Origin of the sequence: Weizmannia sp. FSL W8-0401 (genome assembly GCF_038009125.1) — a bacterium.
Lineage (GTDB): Bacteria > Bacillota > Bacilli > Bacillales > Bacillaceae_C > Weizmannia > Weizmannia coagulans.
The window spans coordinates 704,749-719,025 of sequence record NZ_JBBPAG010000001.1 but is presented as its reverse complement, the minus strand read 5'-3'; the positions used below and the strand labels follow the sequence as shown (position 1 = coordinate 719,025).

Annotated in this window: 11 protein-coding genes and 1 tRNA gene; 4 read left to right on the top strand and 8 right to left on the bottom strand. The window is 47.9% G+C overall.

Annotated elements, in window-relative coordinates:
- Nucleotides 1-124: 124 nt before the first annotated feature.
- The gene (locus NSU00_RS03305; RefSeq protein WP_237348959.1) at nucleotides 125-640 is read left to right on the top strand and encodes a hypothetical protein; all 516 of its coding nucleotides are present in this window, start codon (nucleotides 125-127) and stop codon (nucleotides 638-640) included.
- Between the two features lie 248 nt (nucleotides 641-888).
- On the opposite strand, the gene NSU00_RS03300 is transcribed toward NSU00_RS03305, so the two are convergent.
- The 8 genes from NSU00_RS03300 to NSU00_RS03265 all read right to left on the bottom strand — a co-directional run bounded on the left by NSU00_RS03300 (nucleotide 889) and on the right by NSU00_RS03265 (nucleotide 11,195).
- Nucleotides 889-2,019: a DEAD/DEAH box helicase gene (locus tag NSU00_RS03300; RefSeq protein WP_340703163.1), complete on the bottom strand. Its 1,131-nt coding sequence runs from the start codon at nucleotides 2,017-2,019 to the stop codon at nucleotides 889-891.
- 99 nt (nucleotides 2,020-2,118) lie between these two features.
- Nucleotides 2,119-4,731: a bifunctional acetaldehyde-CoA/alcohol dehydrogenase gene (adhE, locus tag NSU00_RS03295; RefSeq protein ID WP_340702335.1), complete on the bottom strand. Its 2,613-nt coding sequence runs from the start codon at nucleotides 4,729-4,731 to the stop codon at nucleotides 2,119-2,121.
- Between the two features lie 410 nt (nucleotides 4,732-5,141).
- Entirely contained in the window at nucleotides 5,142-6,083 is a 942-nt protein-coding gene (locus NSU00_RS03290) for a magnesium transporter CorA family protein (protein WP_340702334.1), read from the bottom strand.
- 337 nt (nucleotides 6,084-6,420) lie between these two features.
- Nucleotides 6,421-6,493 (bottom strand) — tRNA-Lys (locus NSU00_RS03285).
- Nucleotides 6,494-6,871: 378 nt separating this feature from the next.
- The gene (gene panF / locus NSU00_RS03280) at nucleotides 6,872-8,320 is read right to left on the bottom strand and encodes a sodium/pantothenate symporter (RefSeq protein ID WP_340702333.1); all 1,449 of its coding nucleotides are present in this window, start codon (nucleotides 8,318-8,320) and stop codon (nucleotides 6,872-6,874) included.
- Complete coding sequence (locus tag NSU00_RS03275) at nucleotides 8,317-8,589, bottom strand: YhdT family protein (protein ID WP_013858520.1); 273 nt, start codon at nucleotides 8,587-8,589, stop codon at nucleotides 8,317-8,319. Before NSU00_RS03275 ends, panF begins: the two co-directional genes overlap by 4 nt.
- 211 nt (nucleotides 8,590-8,800) lie before the next feature.
- Nucleotides 8,801-9,688, bottom strand: coding sequence for a UTP--glucose-1-phosphate uridylyltransferase GalU (gene galU / locus NSU00_RS03270; RefSeq protein WP_081105606.1), 888 nt, complete (start codon nucleotides 9,686-9,688; stop codon nucleotides 8,801-8,803).
- A 22-nt stretch (nucleotides 9,689-9,710) separates the two neighbouring features.
- A complete protein-coding gene (locus tag NSU00_RS03265; protein WP_013858518.1) occupies nucleotides 9,711-11,195 on the bottom strand; it encodes a bifunctional ADP-dependent NAD(P)H-hydrate dehydratase/NAD(P)H-hydrate epimerase in 1,485 nt (494 codons plus the stop codon).
- Between the two features lie 148 nt (nucleotides 11,196-11,343).
- On the opposite strand from NSU00_RS03265, the gene NSU00_RS03260 reads away from it, so the two are divergent.
- The 3 genes from NSU00_RS03260 to NSU00_RS03250 all read left to right on the top strand — a co-directional run bounded on the left by NSU00_RS03260 (nucleotide 11,344) and on the right by NSU00_RS03250 (nucleotide 14,275).
- Nucleotides 11,344-11,757 carry a DUF4064 domain-containing protein gene (locus NSU00_RS03260; protein WP_340702332.1) on the top strand — a complete coding sequence of 138 codons (414 nt, stop codon included), beginning with the start codon at nucleotides 11,344-11,346 and terminating at the stop codon, nucleotides 11,755-11,757.
- Between the two features lie 326 nt (nucleotides 11,758-12,083).
- The gene (locus NSU00_RS03255; protein ID WP_340702331.1) at nucleotides 12,084-12,863 is read left to right on the top strand and encodes an arginase family protein; all 780 of its coding nucleotides are present in this window, start codon (nucleotides 12,084-12,086) and stop codon (nucleotides 12,861-12,863) included.
- Nucleotides 12,864-12,979: 116 nt separating this feature from the next.
- On the top strand, nucleotides 12,980-14,275 hold the full coding sequence (locus tag NSU00_RS03250; protein WP_340702330.1) for a homoserine dehydrogenase: 1,296 nt from the start codon (nucleotides 12,980-12,982) through the stop codon (nucleotides 14,273-14,275).
- Nucleotides 14,276-14,277: the final 2 nt, after the last annotated feature.

Genomic DNA, 14,277 nt, shown 5'->3' with positions numbered 1-14,277 from the left:
GACGAATTAAAACTTTTTCCATAAATCTTATTTTTCCCTCCCCTATTTACCATAAGAAACAAAAAATGCTATGATCGTACTGCAAGTCTATTAAAAATTTACAGATTTAGGAAGGGGCTACAGCATGAAAAAAATTTGGTTTGCACTATTTAGCCTTGCCTTTGTGCTCGCACTTGGCGCATGTTCCGGAAATGCGGGCCAGTCCGGGGCAAAGAAACCGGCAAAAAGCGCCACAAAAACGGCTTTGATGAATTTTTACATGGATCTCACCAATCGTATCAACGCCCAGGACAGGGATTTAAATACGTATGAACAGGCGATCGCTAAGACGGACGACAGGCCGCCGAAAACCGAGCTTGCCACCATGCAGAAGGCGGCGCAGTCATCCGCAGAAAATGTGGGAAAGGAAGTAAAAAATACGAAAATCCCATCCAAATTAAACAACTATCAATCGGAGATAAAAACCGCTGTAAAAGATTTGCAACAGTCCTACCAAATGAAAGCGGATGAGTTGAAAAAAGCGAACCCTTCGCTGGATGCTGCGAACAAAAAGCTGGAACAAGCCAACGATGAACTCGGCAAAGTATTTAAGAAAGCCGGCTTGTCACCGGCCAGCCTCCCGGACGATGTTAATTCATAAGAAGGTTCAAAACACGATCGGGCGATTGCCGATGCTCATTCAAAAAGAAGTTTCAAAACACAAGGCCTGCCGGAAATCGATTTCCGGCAGGCCTTTCTTCCGCATGATAAAGCGTACAGAACTTTGCATTTCTTCTTCTCTAAAGCTAAAAAGCAGAATCATTTTCCCGCTTTCGGAATCCGCCCGCGGAATGAAGCCACCATCCGACAAATTTTCCGCATTTCAAAAAACAGGTTTTGCCCACATGCTTATTCGGGATCCACCAGTTCGCCCCGCTTGATGTCTTTCCGCCCCAGTTCCACATGCTGCGCTTTTGCGAATTTTTTCAACACCTTTTCTTCTCCGGGCGTCACAAGGGAGACAACTGTGCCGGCGTTCGAACCGAGCCGGCCTGTCCGCCCTGAGCGGTGGACATATGCGGATACATCTTCCGGCAAATCAAATTGAATGACATGCGTAATCACCGGGATATCCAGGCCGCGGGCAGCAACATCCGTTGCCAAAAGGAGCGGGACATCGCCATTTTGGAACAACCGGATGCTTTTTTCCCTTTCTTCCTTGCGCATATCGCCATGCAGTTCGGCGACGGCCAGCCCTTTGAACCGGAGCTTTTCCGCTGCAACCGAAACATCCCATTTGTTATTGAAAAACACGAGCCCCCGGACCCCCATCCGGGCAATTTTTCGTAACTGCTCGATTTTGCCGCGCGGGTCGCCCGTTACGATATAAATATGTTCAACCGGGCTCCGCGCCTCCTCTTTTGCAATACGGATCAATAGGGGTTCTTTCATCTGGTCTATTGCCTTTTGGGCTGCTGCATCAGGCAGAGTGGCTGAAAACAAAAGGATCTGGCAATCGCGCATGGCGGATTTTACAATTTGTCCGACTGTAAGGCTGTATTCCTTTTCGAGCAGCTGGTCCCCTTCATCGAGCACCATCATTTTCACTTCATGCATTTTCAGTTTTTTCTGGCGGATCAATTCGAGGATGCGCCCGGGCGTCCCGATCACAAGGTGCGGATGTCTTTTCAGTTTTTCAATTTGCCTTTTCACATTTGCGCCGCCGATCAGCGGGATGCTCTGTATTCCGCTTCCTTGTGACCATTTTCCGGCTTCCTCTTGTATTTGCATGACCAGTTCTTTAGAGGGCGCCAAAATGACAGCCTGGACCGCTTGTTTTCCGGGATCCATCCGGTCGAGCACAGGCAGCAGGTAGGCGAGTGTCTTTCCCGATCCTGTCGGTGCCACAGCAATCACATCCCGGCCGTCCAGCACAGCAGGAATCACTTTTTCCTGTACAAAAGCAGAATGTTCAAACGTTGAATTTTTCCATGCCTGTTGTAAAAAAGGCTGTAAATGATGAATGAATGTAGGTTCCATTGTTTTTCCCTGACCTTCCTTTTCCAGTCCTTTTATCATACACTACCCCGGCCGGAAAAGAAAAGAGCCCGGTTCACATCCGGGCTCTTAAAAAATCGTTTATTTTTCTTCAACGCCTTCAAAAGCTTTGCGTAAAATGTCTTCCAATTCGCTGACAAGCGGCAATTTCGGGTTTGCAGGCGTGCATTGGTCTTCAAATGCGCGGTCTGCAATAACGGCAACCCGTTTTTCAAAGTCCGCCCGGTTCACGCCGGCTGCTTTCAGGCTAAGCGGCATATTGAACAGTTTGCACATCCGGATAATTTCCTGGCAAAGGCTTTCGACGCCTTCTTCTGTCGTGCTTGCCGGCAGCCCGAGAATACGCGCAATTTCCGCGTAGCGCTGATCCGCTACGAAATGTTCGTATTTCGGGAATGCCGCAAATTTTTTCGGCCTTTGCGCATTATAGCGGATAACATGCGGCAAGAGAATCGCGTTGGCCCGCCCGTGCGGAATATGGAATTCAGCGCCGATTTTATGGGCAAGCGAATGGTTGATGCCAAGGAATGCATTCGAGAATGCCATCCCTGCCAAAGTCGATGCATTGTGCATCTTTTCGCGTGCCAGTTGATCGCTCCCATTTGCGTATGCTTTCGGCAAGTATTCGTGAACAAGCTGGATGGCCTTAATTGCCAGGCCGTCCGTATAGTCATTGGCCATGTTGGAAACATAGGCTTCAATCGCATGGGTCAAAACGTCCATCCCGGTATCGGCTGTTACGGATTTCGGGACGGTCATGACAAACTGCGGGTCAATGATCGCAACATCCGGCGTCAGTTCGTAGTCTGCGAGCGGATATTTTGTATTGTTCTTTTTATCCGAAATGACGGCGAAAGAAGTCACTTCAGAACCGGTGCCCGATGTGGTCGGAATGCAGACCAGCTGCGCTTTTTCACCCAGTTTCGGGAATTTGGCAACCCGTTTCCGGATATCCATAAATTTTTGCTTCAATTCGTTGAAATCAACTTCCGGATGCTCATAGAACAGCCACATGCCCTTTGCAGCGTCCATGGCCGACCCGCCGCCAAGCGCGATAATGACGTCCGGCTGGAAGCTTGCCATTGCTTCGGCGCCTTTCCGTACCGTTTCAATGGACGGATCCGGTTCGACTTCAGAGAAAATTTCACAGTGGACATAGTCCGGGCGTTTCCGCAAGTAGTATAGCACTTTCTCAACAAATCCGAGCCGGACCATATCCGGATCGGTGACAATAAAGGCACTTGAGATATCCGGCATTTTTTCCAGGTATTGGACCGAGTTCTTTTCAAAATACACGCGCGGTGGAATTTTAAACCATTGCATATTGACTCTCCGTTTCGCCATTGTTTTTACATTGTACAAATTAATGACACCGACGTTTGTGGACACTGAGTTGCCGCCGAACGTGCCGCAACCGAGCGTCAAAGAAGGCATGTAGGCATTGTAAATGTCGCCGATTGCCCCTTGCGAAGACGGGGAGTTGACAATGATCCGGCCGGCTTTCATTTTTAAGCCGTATTGTTCAATGACTTCATCATTTGTCGAATGGATCACAGCCGAGTGGCCGAGTCCGCCGAATTCGAGCATGGCTTCTGCAAATTCGAAACCTTGTTTTGTGCTGCTGGCTTTGTAGCAGGCCAAAACCGGGCTCAATTTTTCTCTGGAAAGTGGATAGTCCGGGCCGACGCCTGTAAGTTCAGCAATTAAAATTTTGGTATCTTCCGGGACGTCCACGCCTGCCATTTTTGCAATTTCATAGGCCGGTTTGCCGACAATGGCGCTGTTGACGGATTGCGTCTTTTCATTGATGACGGTTTTCTCAACTTTTTTCTTTTCCGCTTCATTCAGGAAGTAGCAGTGATTTGCAATCAATTCGTTTTTCACATTGTCATAAATTTCTTTGTCGATAATGACAGCCTGTTCCGACGCACAGATCATGCCGTTGTCAAACGTTTTGGACAAAATCAGGTCATTGACGGCGCGTTTGATATCAGCAGATTTTTCAATATAGCAAGGGACGTTTCCCGGCCCGACGCCAAGCGCAGGTTTCCCGCTCGAATAGGCGGACTTTACCATGCCGGAACCGCCCGTGGCAAGAATCAGCGAAATACCCGCATGTTTCATCAATTGCTGTGTCGCTTCAATGGCCGGTTTTTCGATCCATTGGATGCAGTTTTCCGGGGCGCCGGCTTTCACAGCAGCGTCAAGCATCACTTTTGCGGCATGACTGCTGCATTTTTGTGCGGACGGATGGAACGCGAAAATAATTGGGTTGCGTGTTTTAATGGCAATTAATGCTTTAAACATCGTGGTTGATGTCGGGTTCGTTACAGGAGTGACCCCGGCAATCACGCCGACCGGTTCCGCAAATTTAACAATCCCTTCATTATTGTTTTCGTCAATGATGCCGACTGTTTTGTTATATTTAATGTTGTGATAGATGTATTCTGTTGCAAACAAGTTTTTTGTCATTTTGTCTTCATATACGCCGCGCCCTGTTTCTTCCACGGCCATTTTGGCGAGCACCATATGCTGTTCCAACCCTGCAAGCGCCATTTGTTTTACGATATTGTCCACTTGCGCCTGATCCAGTTCCATAAATTCACGCAGTGCTTTTTGGCCTTTGACGACGAGGGAATTTACCATTTCCGTCATTTGTGCGGATTTGCCAACAACTTTTTCATCAATTGCCATGATCGTGGCCCCCATTCTGGTGATTTTGTGAAGAATTTCACATAAAGGGTAAAAAATAAAGTTTGTGAATAATTTCACATGATTTTCTGCTGTTTTTCAATATTTCTTTTCTTTATGGCTCTATTATATGCGATTTCACATGCTATGGCTGTGTCAGATTGGTGACAAATGAATAAATCATTTATAAACTTTTTTCTTTCAAATATTGCTTTCCAGCCGTGATTCAATTAAAATAAGTTTTTCCCGCCTTTTTACATTGTAAGTGCTTCCATTTTATATTTGCATATTTATGCAGAATTCAGTATAGAAATTGCCGTAAAAAAACCGCTTCTCGTTTGTGAAACCTGCACATTCACAAGAAAAAAACAGAAAAGGAGATGAATTTTATGCAAATCCATCTCCCGGGTATGTTAGAAATATCTTTTTTTCCAAAAAATGAGGGCTGTGACACTGGAAAGAACCAGAGAGACCAAAAACGCCAGCCAAAAACCATGGGGGCTTGATTGCCACGGCAGGCCGTGAAGATTCATTCCGAAAAAGCTGGATACCACCGTTGGCAGGGAAAGGATAATCGTGACCGTCGTCAAAAATTTCATCACGCTGTTCACGTTATTGGAAATGACAGAAGCATAGGCATCCATCATACCACTTAAAATATTGCTGTGGATTTCACACATTTCGATTGCCTGTTTGACTTCAATCATGACGTCATCCAGTAAGTCCATGTCATCTTCATATACTTTTAGGAAATGCTGCCGTGTCATTTTTTCCATGACGATTTTATTGGCTTTTAATGAGGTCGTAAAATACACGAGTGTCTTTTCAAGTCTCAGCAGTTCGAACAGTTCCTCGTTTCGCATCGATTCGTGCAATTCGCGTTCGATCAGGCTTGATCTGCGGTCGATATATTTCAAATAGTTTAAATAATAACTTGCAACTTCATATAGAATTTGAAGGGTAAATCTGGTTTTCATGTAGGTGTAAAACCCGCGCACCCGTCTGTGGATAAACTTTCCGATAATCGGATTATCCTGCAGGCAGACCGTGATGAAATAAAAAGGCGTGACGATAATTCCGAGCGGAATCGTATCATACAGCGCGGAGTCCACATCGTCCTTTACCTTAACGGGAAGGCCGACAATGATTAAAATATCATCGTCTTCTTTTTCAATACGGGAGCGTTCATCGACATCCAGCGGGTCTTTAATAAAATCGGCCGGTATATTCGTTTGCTGGACAACCTGGTTGATTTCTTCCTCTGTCGGGTTCACCAGGTTCACCCAGCATCCTTTTGATAAAGTTTCTGTTTCCTTCAGTTTGCCGTTTTCGTCCGTTAAATACATATTTAACATGCAGGCCACCTCCTCTTCACTTTTGAGGAAGCTCAAGCATACTTTACTCTTCCAGAGACTGATAACCTGTAGGGATGGTCGAGGCCAGTATGAAGACTTCCTTTTGCTTATGTTTCATGCACGACCTCGGATGCGCGTCAGAATCCATCAGTTATCATCTCCTTTTTTCTTCGATTCATAAATAGCTGCGAAACTTGCAACTATTTTATTATACCACAATATAGTATGCCTGAATATGTCCGCTTGTTATTTTTTAGCCGATTTATCCGCCTAAAAAACTTTATAAAAATAAAAAAAGCAATATAATGTCACATTTGTGCATCATATTGCTTCGTGATGGGACATGAGGGGCTCGAACCCACGACCCGCTGATTAAGAGTCAGCTGCTCTTCCAACTGAGCTAATGTCCCGCAGATGACAATCATTATATTACCACAATTCCGGGAGAGATGCAACGAAAAATTTTTTCGCAGCCTTAAATTCCAGCCATCATGAACCTGCTTCAGGCAGAAGAACAGCGAAAGCTTCGGTTCCAACCATAATTGGCTACCCCATTTTGAAACGCTCCCAATCTGCCGTGCATTTATCCCGGGGAAAATTTTGGCCATTTTTTGCGGATTTACACCAAATGATTTGCGGGCAGCTTCGCTTTTTCGGCAAAATTTTCGAGGCTGTCTTTCAATCAGGGGCCGGGAGGATGACTCGTCCCGGTCCGATTGATTCTTATTTTGCAGGCTTTCCCCGGGCACCGCGCATTTTTAGCCAAAATTTCAATTTGGGGCGCCAGATTACTCGGACCCGGCCCGAATGGCAGCCCTTTTGCGCCCGAAGAGGAGGCTCGCCGCAATAAACCCGGCGCATGAAATAAGAACCGGAAGCACAACTGTATGCAATCCGAACGGGTTTGGGTGCAGGCGGTCCAGCAAAATGTACGAGCCCATACCGAGTATCATGGAACAAACCGCGCCGTACTTGTTTCCTTTTTTCCAGTACAGGCCGAAAATAACCGGCCATATAAATACGGATTCCAGGCCGCCAAAGGAAAACAAGTTGAGCCATATAATCAATTTCGGCGGGCTGAGCGACAACAGCACGACAACGGCGGCAACCGCTGCGGTCACGCCGAAACTCGCTGCTTTCATCTGTTTTTCGGATGCGTCCGGCTTCACATAATTCAAATAAAGGTCTTTGACGAGCGCAGAACCGACGAGAATAAGCAGCGCATCAACGGTGGACATAATCGCGGCCATCGGGGCAGCGAGCACAATACCGGCCGGCACTGGCGGCAGCACTTTCATCGTTAATAGCGGCATAACCGTATCCGGCACTTCCACACCTGGTATGACAGCGCGTGCCATCACGCCGATAAAATGCATGCCGAACATAATAAAACCAATGACAATGGTACCGATGATGATCGCCCTGTGCATCGCCCGGGAATCTTTATAAGACATCGCCCGGACCGTAATTTGCGGCAGGCCGACGACACCGATCCCGACCAAAATCCAAAACGACGATACATAGGCAGGGGCCAGGCTGTGCCCATGCCCGAACGGCGTAATCAGGTCCGGGTCCTGCACAGCAAGATTGTGCATAATATGTTCCATCCCGCCGCCCGCTTTAATGGTTGCCACTAGTAAAATAAGCGTGCCGAGAAACATGACCGTCCCCTGGACCGCATCTGTCACCGCCACTGCGCGAAATCCCCCGACTACGACAAACAGCGTAACAGAAGCGGCAAAAATCAGGAGCGACGCCGTATACGGCAGGCCGGTCAGCGATTCAACAAGGCGTGCCCCGCCGATCCACTGTGCCGTCATGGATGAAAACAGAAAAATAATAATGCTTGCTGCCGCCAAAATGACGACGGTATCACTTTGATAGCGGCCTTTTAAAAAGTCAATCAGCGTCACCGCATCATATTTGCGTGCCATAATCGCAAATTTTTTCCCGAGTACCATCAGGACAAAATAACCGGTTGAAAGCTGCGCCATGGAAAGGAGCACCCAGCCAAGCCCCTGCGTGTACGCCACGCCCGGGCCGCCGATAAAGCTGCTGGCGCTCCCGTATGTCGCCACCATTGTCATCGCAAGGATAAAGCCGCCGAGCTGCCGTTTCCCAAGAAAATATTCATGTACAAAAGATTGCGTTTTGATCACATATTGATTGGCCCAAAAACCAACGGCAAAAATAATAAGCAAAAAAATGAGCAGTGGTGCCAGTACCGGCCAGTTCATGGCTTGTCCCCCTCTTCATCATCGAAAGGAATATCTTTGAAAAAGAACTTCACAATGAAGATGACAAGCGCCGTCACGACAATATAGCCGGCAATGCAGCTGTAAAAAAACCATGACGGCATGCCAAATATATAATGGTACTGTTTGGCCGGCCGTGTACCTAAGCCGTAAGCAAAACCGTACCACCAGAGAAAATTGAACAGCACAAGCCCGACGCCGATCCATGCTTCCTTATGCGCCTGTTTAAATCTTTGGTCATCTTTTTTCAAAATGTGCCATCCTTTCCTTGCTTTCGCTACTATCTTACATCTTTTTTCATCCGGCCGTGTGATTTTTGCCAATGGACAGGGTTTGTTTTTTGCATCAAAGCAGCCGGAGCTTCAGATTGTATCCCGCACCCCCTTCACACAGGTCCGATAAAAAACGCCTGCGTTCGCACATTTCACGAAACAGGCGTTTTTACCGGCAGACCCGGCAGCTTCAGATCCGGTCGTTTTGTATTCTCCATTGCAAATCTTCCAGATACCGGAGCAAATCATCGCGCAGATCTTCCCGGGAAAGCGCCATTTCAATCGTCGATTTGATAAACCCGAACTTTTCGCCGACATCGTAGCGTTTCCCTTCATAAGCATAGGCATACACTTTTTGGATTTCATTCAATTGTTCAATGGCATCGGTCAGCTGGATTTCTCCGCCTGAACCGGTCTTTTGCAATGAAAGGAAATCAAAAATCTCCGGTGTTAAAATATACCGCCCGATAATGGCGACATTTGACGGCGCTTCCTCCACTTTCGGCTTTTCTACAAAGCCTTTCACATCATAAATTCTTCCTTTTTGATCGAGCGGGTCAATAATCCCGTAACGGTTTGTTTCCTCACGCGCGACTTCCATGACGGCAATCACGCTGGAATGGACCTGTTCATAAACATCGATCATTTGTTTCAGGCAAGGCGGTTCAGCCTGGATGATGTCATCTCCAAGGAGCACGGCAAACGGTTCATTTCCGATAAATTTGCGCGCACACCAAATCGCGTGGCCCAATCCTTTTGGTTCCTTTTGCCGGATATAATGGATATCCACTTCTGCAGGCTGGCGCACTTTTTCAAGCAGATCAAATTTTTTCTTTGCGATCAAATTGTCCTCAAGCTCAAATGCATGGTCAAAATGGTCTTCAATCGCCCGTTTCCCTTTCCCGGTTACGATGATGATATCTTCAATGCCGGAATCAATGGCCTCTTCCACAATATATTGGATTGTCGGCTTATCGACAATCGGAAGCATTTCTTTCGGCATTGCCTTCGTCGCCGGCAGGAAACGTGTTCCAAGCCCCGCTGCCGGGATAATCGCCTTCTTGATTTTTTGCATCATTTGTCACCTCTTTATAAAACGGTCACCGTTCTCCTAAACCCGGCGCTTCACATGCATCTTTCGCGGCCGTTTCCAATTGGTGCATCACTTTTGGAAGCAGCCGGGAAAATTCATGGGCAGTGAGTGTAGAGGACCCGTTTTCCCGGATCCACAAGTCGGCGCATGCCCCGTGAATATAAACGGCATTGGCAACCGCTTCCTTGATATTAGCATACGTGCATATATTTGCCAAGAGCATGCCGGTTAATGTATCGCCGCTTCCGCCTTTTGCCAGGCTGCTGTTGCCGGTTGCATTTACATAGCCGCTGCCATCCGGAAAAGCCATCACCGTGTACTGCCCTTTTAAAACGACGGTGACCCCGTGTTCCTGCGCATAAGCGGAAGCAAGCCTGATCCTGTCCGATGCCATTTGCCCGGCCGGAATGCCCGCCATCCTTGAAAATTCCCCCGGATGCGGCGTTAAAACGACCGGAGCCGTGCGTTTCGGGTATGCCCTTTTATGTAATGCACCCGCATCGAGGACAACAGGAAGCGGTTCTTTTAAAACGCCATGAATGAAAGACTCCAGCTGCTTATCCGGTTCAATCCCGGGACCGATGGCCACCCCGGCAAACTTCTGCCCCAAATCGTTCAGCCGCTTTGAAAAATCCCTTTTTAAATAAGTGGCTTCAGGAACGAGTGTGGCAATCACATTCCGAGCACCGCTTTCCGTAAAAACGGAGAGTTTCCCGATCCCCATCCGCATCGCGCCGATCGCAGCCAACGCCGCGCTGCCCGGCATATCGTCACTTCCGGCAACCAAAAGCCCGGTCCCGAACGTGCCTTTATGGACATTTCCGCTTCTTTCGGGAAGCGAACGGATGACATCTTCTTCCGACCAAATTTTCCATTTTGATGTATGCGGCAGGCCGATTTCGACAGCCTTTGTTTCGCCAAAATAAGCGGAAGAAGGGAATAACAGGCTGGACGGTTTCAATCCATGGAGAGAAAACGTATAATCCGCGTGTACGGTATGCGGATCGGCATCACCCGTATCCCCCGCCACTCCCGTCGGTACGTCAATGGCGGCCACTTTTGCTTTCCGGGTATTGATCCAATCGGTTATTTCTGCAAGATCATCCCTGAGCGGCAGCCTGGTACCTACGCCAAGTAGCCCGTCTGCGATCCAGTCATACTGTTTCTCACGGTCAAAAGGGGCTGCTTCAAAGCCGCACGATTGAAAATAGGAAAAATGCTGCGCGGCCTCTTTCGTTTGCGGCGGACCTAAAGGAAAGATCAAATCCGCTTTGTATCCGTTCAGTTTTAAATAGCGGGCAAGCACGATTCCGTCCCCGCCGTTATTCCCCTTGCCGGATAGCACCGCAATCGTGTCGCGTTTGGAAAGGAGCGGCGCAAGTGCCCGGTACAGGCCGCTTCCGGCATTTTCCATCAGCGTAAACGTATCCATGCCGAAAGAAGCTGCCGTTGCATCGGCTTCCTTAATTTCTTTGCTTGTATAAATTTGCATTGCCAAACACCCCCGTTCTCATAGTTTTATTGTAACACTGCTTGAATGCGGCAACATAAAATTTCTAATTTCCGAATCCTTTTTTTGTTTTTTTCGTATTTATGGAAGGGAATGGGTTTTATAGACAAGAAAGAAAGGGGTGGTATAAATGAAACGAACTGCTGAAATTATACTGAGCGTCATTGGCGCGGTGCTAAACGGACTTGCCGCAATTCTTGTCTTCTTCGGTACAGTAGCCATGAAAAGCGAAGGTATCAACCAAATGGAAGCCCGGATGAAAACGGATGCCTCCATCCCGGAAACCGATTTTCAAACAGCCCTTCATACGATCCAGGCACTCGGCTGGGGAATTGCTGTGGTGCTTGCCATCGGAACGGCGGTCGGCATTTTCGCCGCTGTTCAACTGAGGAATAACAAAAGTCCGAAGCTGTCAGGCATTTTGCTTATTATCGGCGCAGTGCTTGTGTTCTTTTTCACCGTCGGATTCGGGGTGCTCCCGGCGCTGCTTTACCTGATTGCAGGCATTATGAGCCTCGTGCGCAAACCGCCGGTCATCGTTTAATAGAGCATAAAGCCTTCCTGCATGAGGGAGGCTTATTTTGATGCGAAAAAATAATACGGCCGGCGCGATTCCGCTTTTCATGCCGCAATCTCGCAATGAAAAATTCGGATGAAAATCCCCCCCAAAAGGACGCGGGAGCGCGGCGTTTGCCGGTTGCCATTTCAAGAATTTACGTGTGTAATCTTTCCCGCCCCTTCCTGTTGAGCCGGAAACGGTGCACGCTTTAAAAAAGTGTGATAAAATAAATCATAAATCGTTTCAATATTCCGCCATTCAAAGGAACCTTGTTCAACCCGTTCTGTGATTTCTTAAAGGAGATGAAAGAGATGGGTTTATTGCATAAAGGTGTCACGATATTGGCTTTTGACGAAACGTATGATGAACAAAAAAGGGTCCAGTCTTTTCCCCATGAAACAATCAATATGAAACATATCCGCCATACCAATCTTTTTTGTGAAAAAGAGGCGCTTTTCCAAATTGAAACGGCACTGGGCCGCCGCAAGCAAAAAGGCATCACCTTTCTTGGAAGCGGCAATTACCATTATGTAACCTCCCTGCTTTTAAAAGAAGCGCCGGAACCGTTCACCCTTGTGCTGTTCGACAACCATCCGGACATGGACGACAGCTTTGAACAAACACTGCTGTCATGCGGGTCATGGGTTTCCTACGCCTTAAAAATGAACCCGCTGCTGAAAAGCGTTGCCATCATCGGCCCGACTTCTTTCATAACACATCGCCGCCCGCCGCAAACCGTCCAAATCTTTCCTTTTAACAGCCGGAATCTTGAAAACCGGCAACGGATTTTATCCGCCATTCCAACAGATACCGTCTATATCAGCATTGACAAAGACGTCCTTTCCCCGGCTTTTGCCGAGACAAACTGGGATCAGGGGGCGATGGGCAGGCAGGAATTGCTGTCCTGCATTTCGGCCATTCTCGATCAAAAACAAGTATTTGGCATCGATATATGCGGGGAGGCCGCAGTCTCGCCGGCTGAATGCTTTCTCCCGCATGCGTTTGAAATGGTCCAAAAAAACGACGCCATGAATGCCGCAATTCTCGAAGTTTGCCTGGAGCGGCACCCGCAACCAGCACTATACGTCTGATTCTTTTTCTTACTTTTAAAAAAAGAAAGACTTGATCTTCCTCTGTATTCATGCTTTAATGTCTATTATACAAAGACATTTGTTTTATGTAAAAATACATAAAGAGGTGTGATCAAATGAAATCGGACGTTTCAATCGGACTGCTCGGACTCGGAACCGTTGGCTGCGGCGTTGTCAGACTGATCCGGCAGCATCAGGAGGAACTCGTCCACCAGCTTGGGCGTGAAGTAAAGGTGAAACGCATTCTCGTGCGCGACATCGAAAAAGACCGCGGTGTAGACATTGATCCCGCCTCTGTCACTACAAATCCCGATGAGATATTAAATGACCCGGAAATTGATGTCGTCGTCGAAGTGATGGGCGGAATTGATGAAGCCCGGAGGTACATTGTCAAGGCGATTGAAAATAAAAAACATGTCATAACCGCGAACAAAGATTTAATTGCCCTCTACGGCCCGGAGCTTCAGGAACTGGCCTGGAAAAACCAGTGTGACCTCCTGTATGAGGCAAGCGTCGGCGGCGGCATCCCGATTATCAGGGGGCTCACGGACGGCCTTGTTTCCGACCGGATCCAAAAAGTGATGGGGATCGTCAACGGGACAACCAATTTTATTCTAACCAAAATGATGGATGAAGGCGTTTCTTATGACGAGGCACTGAAAGAGGCACAGGAACTTGGTTTTGCCGAAGCCGACCCGACGTCAGATGTGGAAGGCCTGGATGCGGCAAGAAAAATGGCGATTTTGGCACGGCTCGCATTCTATACAAATGTGAAACTTGAAGATGTGGAAGTGGAAGGCATTACCCATCTTTCATCTGCAGATTTGCATTACGGGAAAACGCTTGGGTATACGATGAAGCTGATCGGCATGGCGGAATGCCAGGATGAACATATTGAAGTGAGCGTGCAGCCGACGTTTATCGCCCAAAAACACCCGCTTGCTTCCGTGAAAAATGAATTCAATGCCGTTTATATTAACGGGGAAGCAATCGGCGAGGCGATGTTTTACGGGCCCGGCGCCGGAAGCATGCCGACTGCGACCGCGGTCGTGAGCGATTGTATTGCCGCGATTAAAAACATGCAGCTCGGTGTGAACGGCCGGAACCTCAGGGGCCCGCGCTTTGAACGGAAACTCATGCCGTCTGAGCAGCGCTACGGGCAATTTTATATCCGTATGCATTTAAAAGACCAGGTCGGCGCATTTTCGAAAATTACAGCCGCCTTCAGCGCGCTCAACATCAGCTTTAAACGGATTTTGCAGACGCCTGATAAACGCGATGAGCTTGCAGAAATCATCATTGTCACCCACAAAGTGTCGCTCGACCGTTTCCAAAAGGCGCTCGAGCAGTTAAATGACATGCCTGTTGTCAAAGAAGTGAACAGCTACTACCGTGTTGAAGGAGAGGCGTAAAG

What these genes read in the sequence shown, in the direction of transcription:
- NSU00_RS03305 (WP_237348959.1), top strand. Translation starts at nt 125, where the DNA reads ATGAAAAAAATTTGGTTTGCACTATTTAGCCTTGCCTTTGTGCTCGCA.
- NSU00_RS03300 (WP_340703163.1), bottom strand. Translation starts at nt 2,019, where the DNA reads ATGGAACCTACATTCATTCATCATTTACAGCCTTTTTTACAACAGGCA.
- adhE (WP_340702335.1), bottom strand. Translation starts at nt 4,731, where the DNA reads ATGGCAATTGATGAAAAAGTTGTTGGCAAATCCGCACAAATGACGGAA.
- NSU00_RS03290 (WP_340702334.1), bottom strand. Translation starts at nt 6,083, where the DNA reads ATGTTAAATATGTATTTAACGGACGAAAACGGCAAACTGAAGGAAACA.
- panF (WP_340702333.1), bottom strand. Translation starts at nt 8,320, where the DNA reads ATGAACTGGCCGGTACTGGCACCACTGCTCATTTTTTTGCTTATTATT.
- galU (WP_081105606.1), bottom strand. Translation starts at nt 9,688, where the DNA reads ATGATGCAAAAAATCAAGAAGGCGATTATCCCGGCAGCGGGGCTTGGA.
- NSU00_RS03265 (WP_013858518.1), bottom strand. Translation starts at nt 11,195, where the DNA reads ATGCAAATTTATACAAGCAAAGAAATTAAGGAAGCCGATGCAACGGCA.
- NSU00_RS03260 (WP_340702332.1), top strand. Translation starts at nt 11,344, where the DNA reads ATGAAACGAACTGCTGAAATTATACTGAGCGTCATTGGCGCGGTGCTA.
- NSU00_RS03255 (WP_340702331.1), top strand. Translation starts at nt 12,084, where the DNA reads ATGGGTTTATTGCATAAAGGTGTCACGATATTGGCTTTTGACGAAACG.
- NSU00_RS03250 (WP_340702330.1), top strand. Translation starts at nt 12,980, where the DNA reads ATGAAATCGGACGTTTCAATCGGACTGCTCGGACTCGGAACCGTTGGC.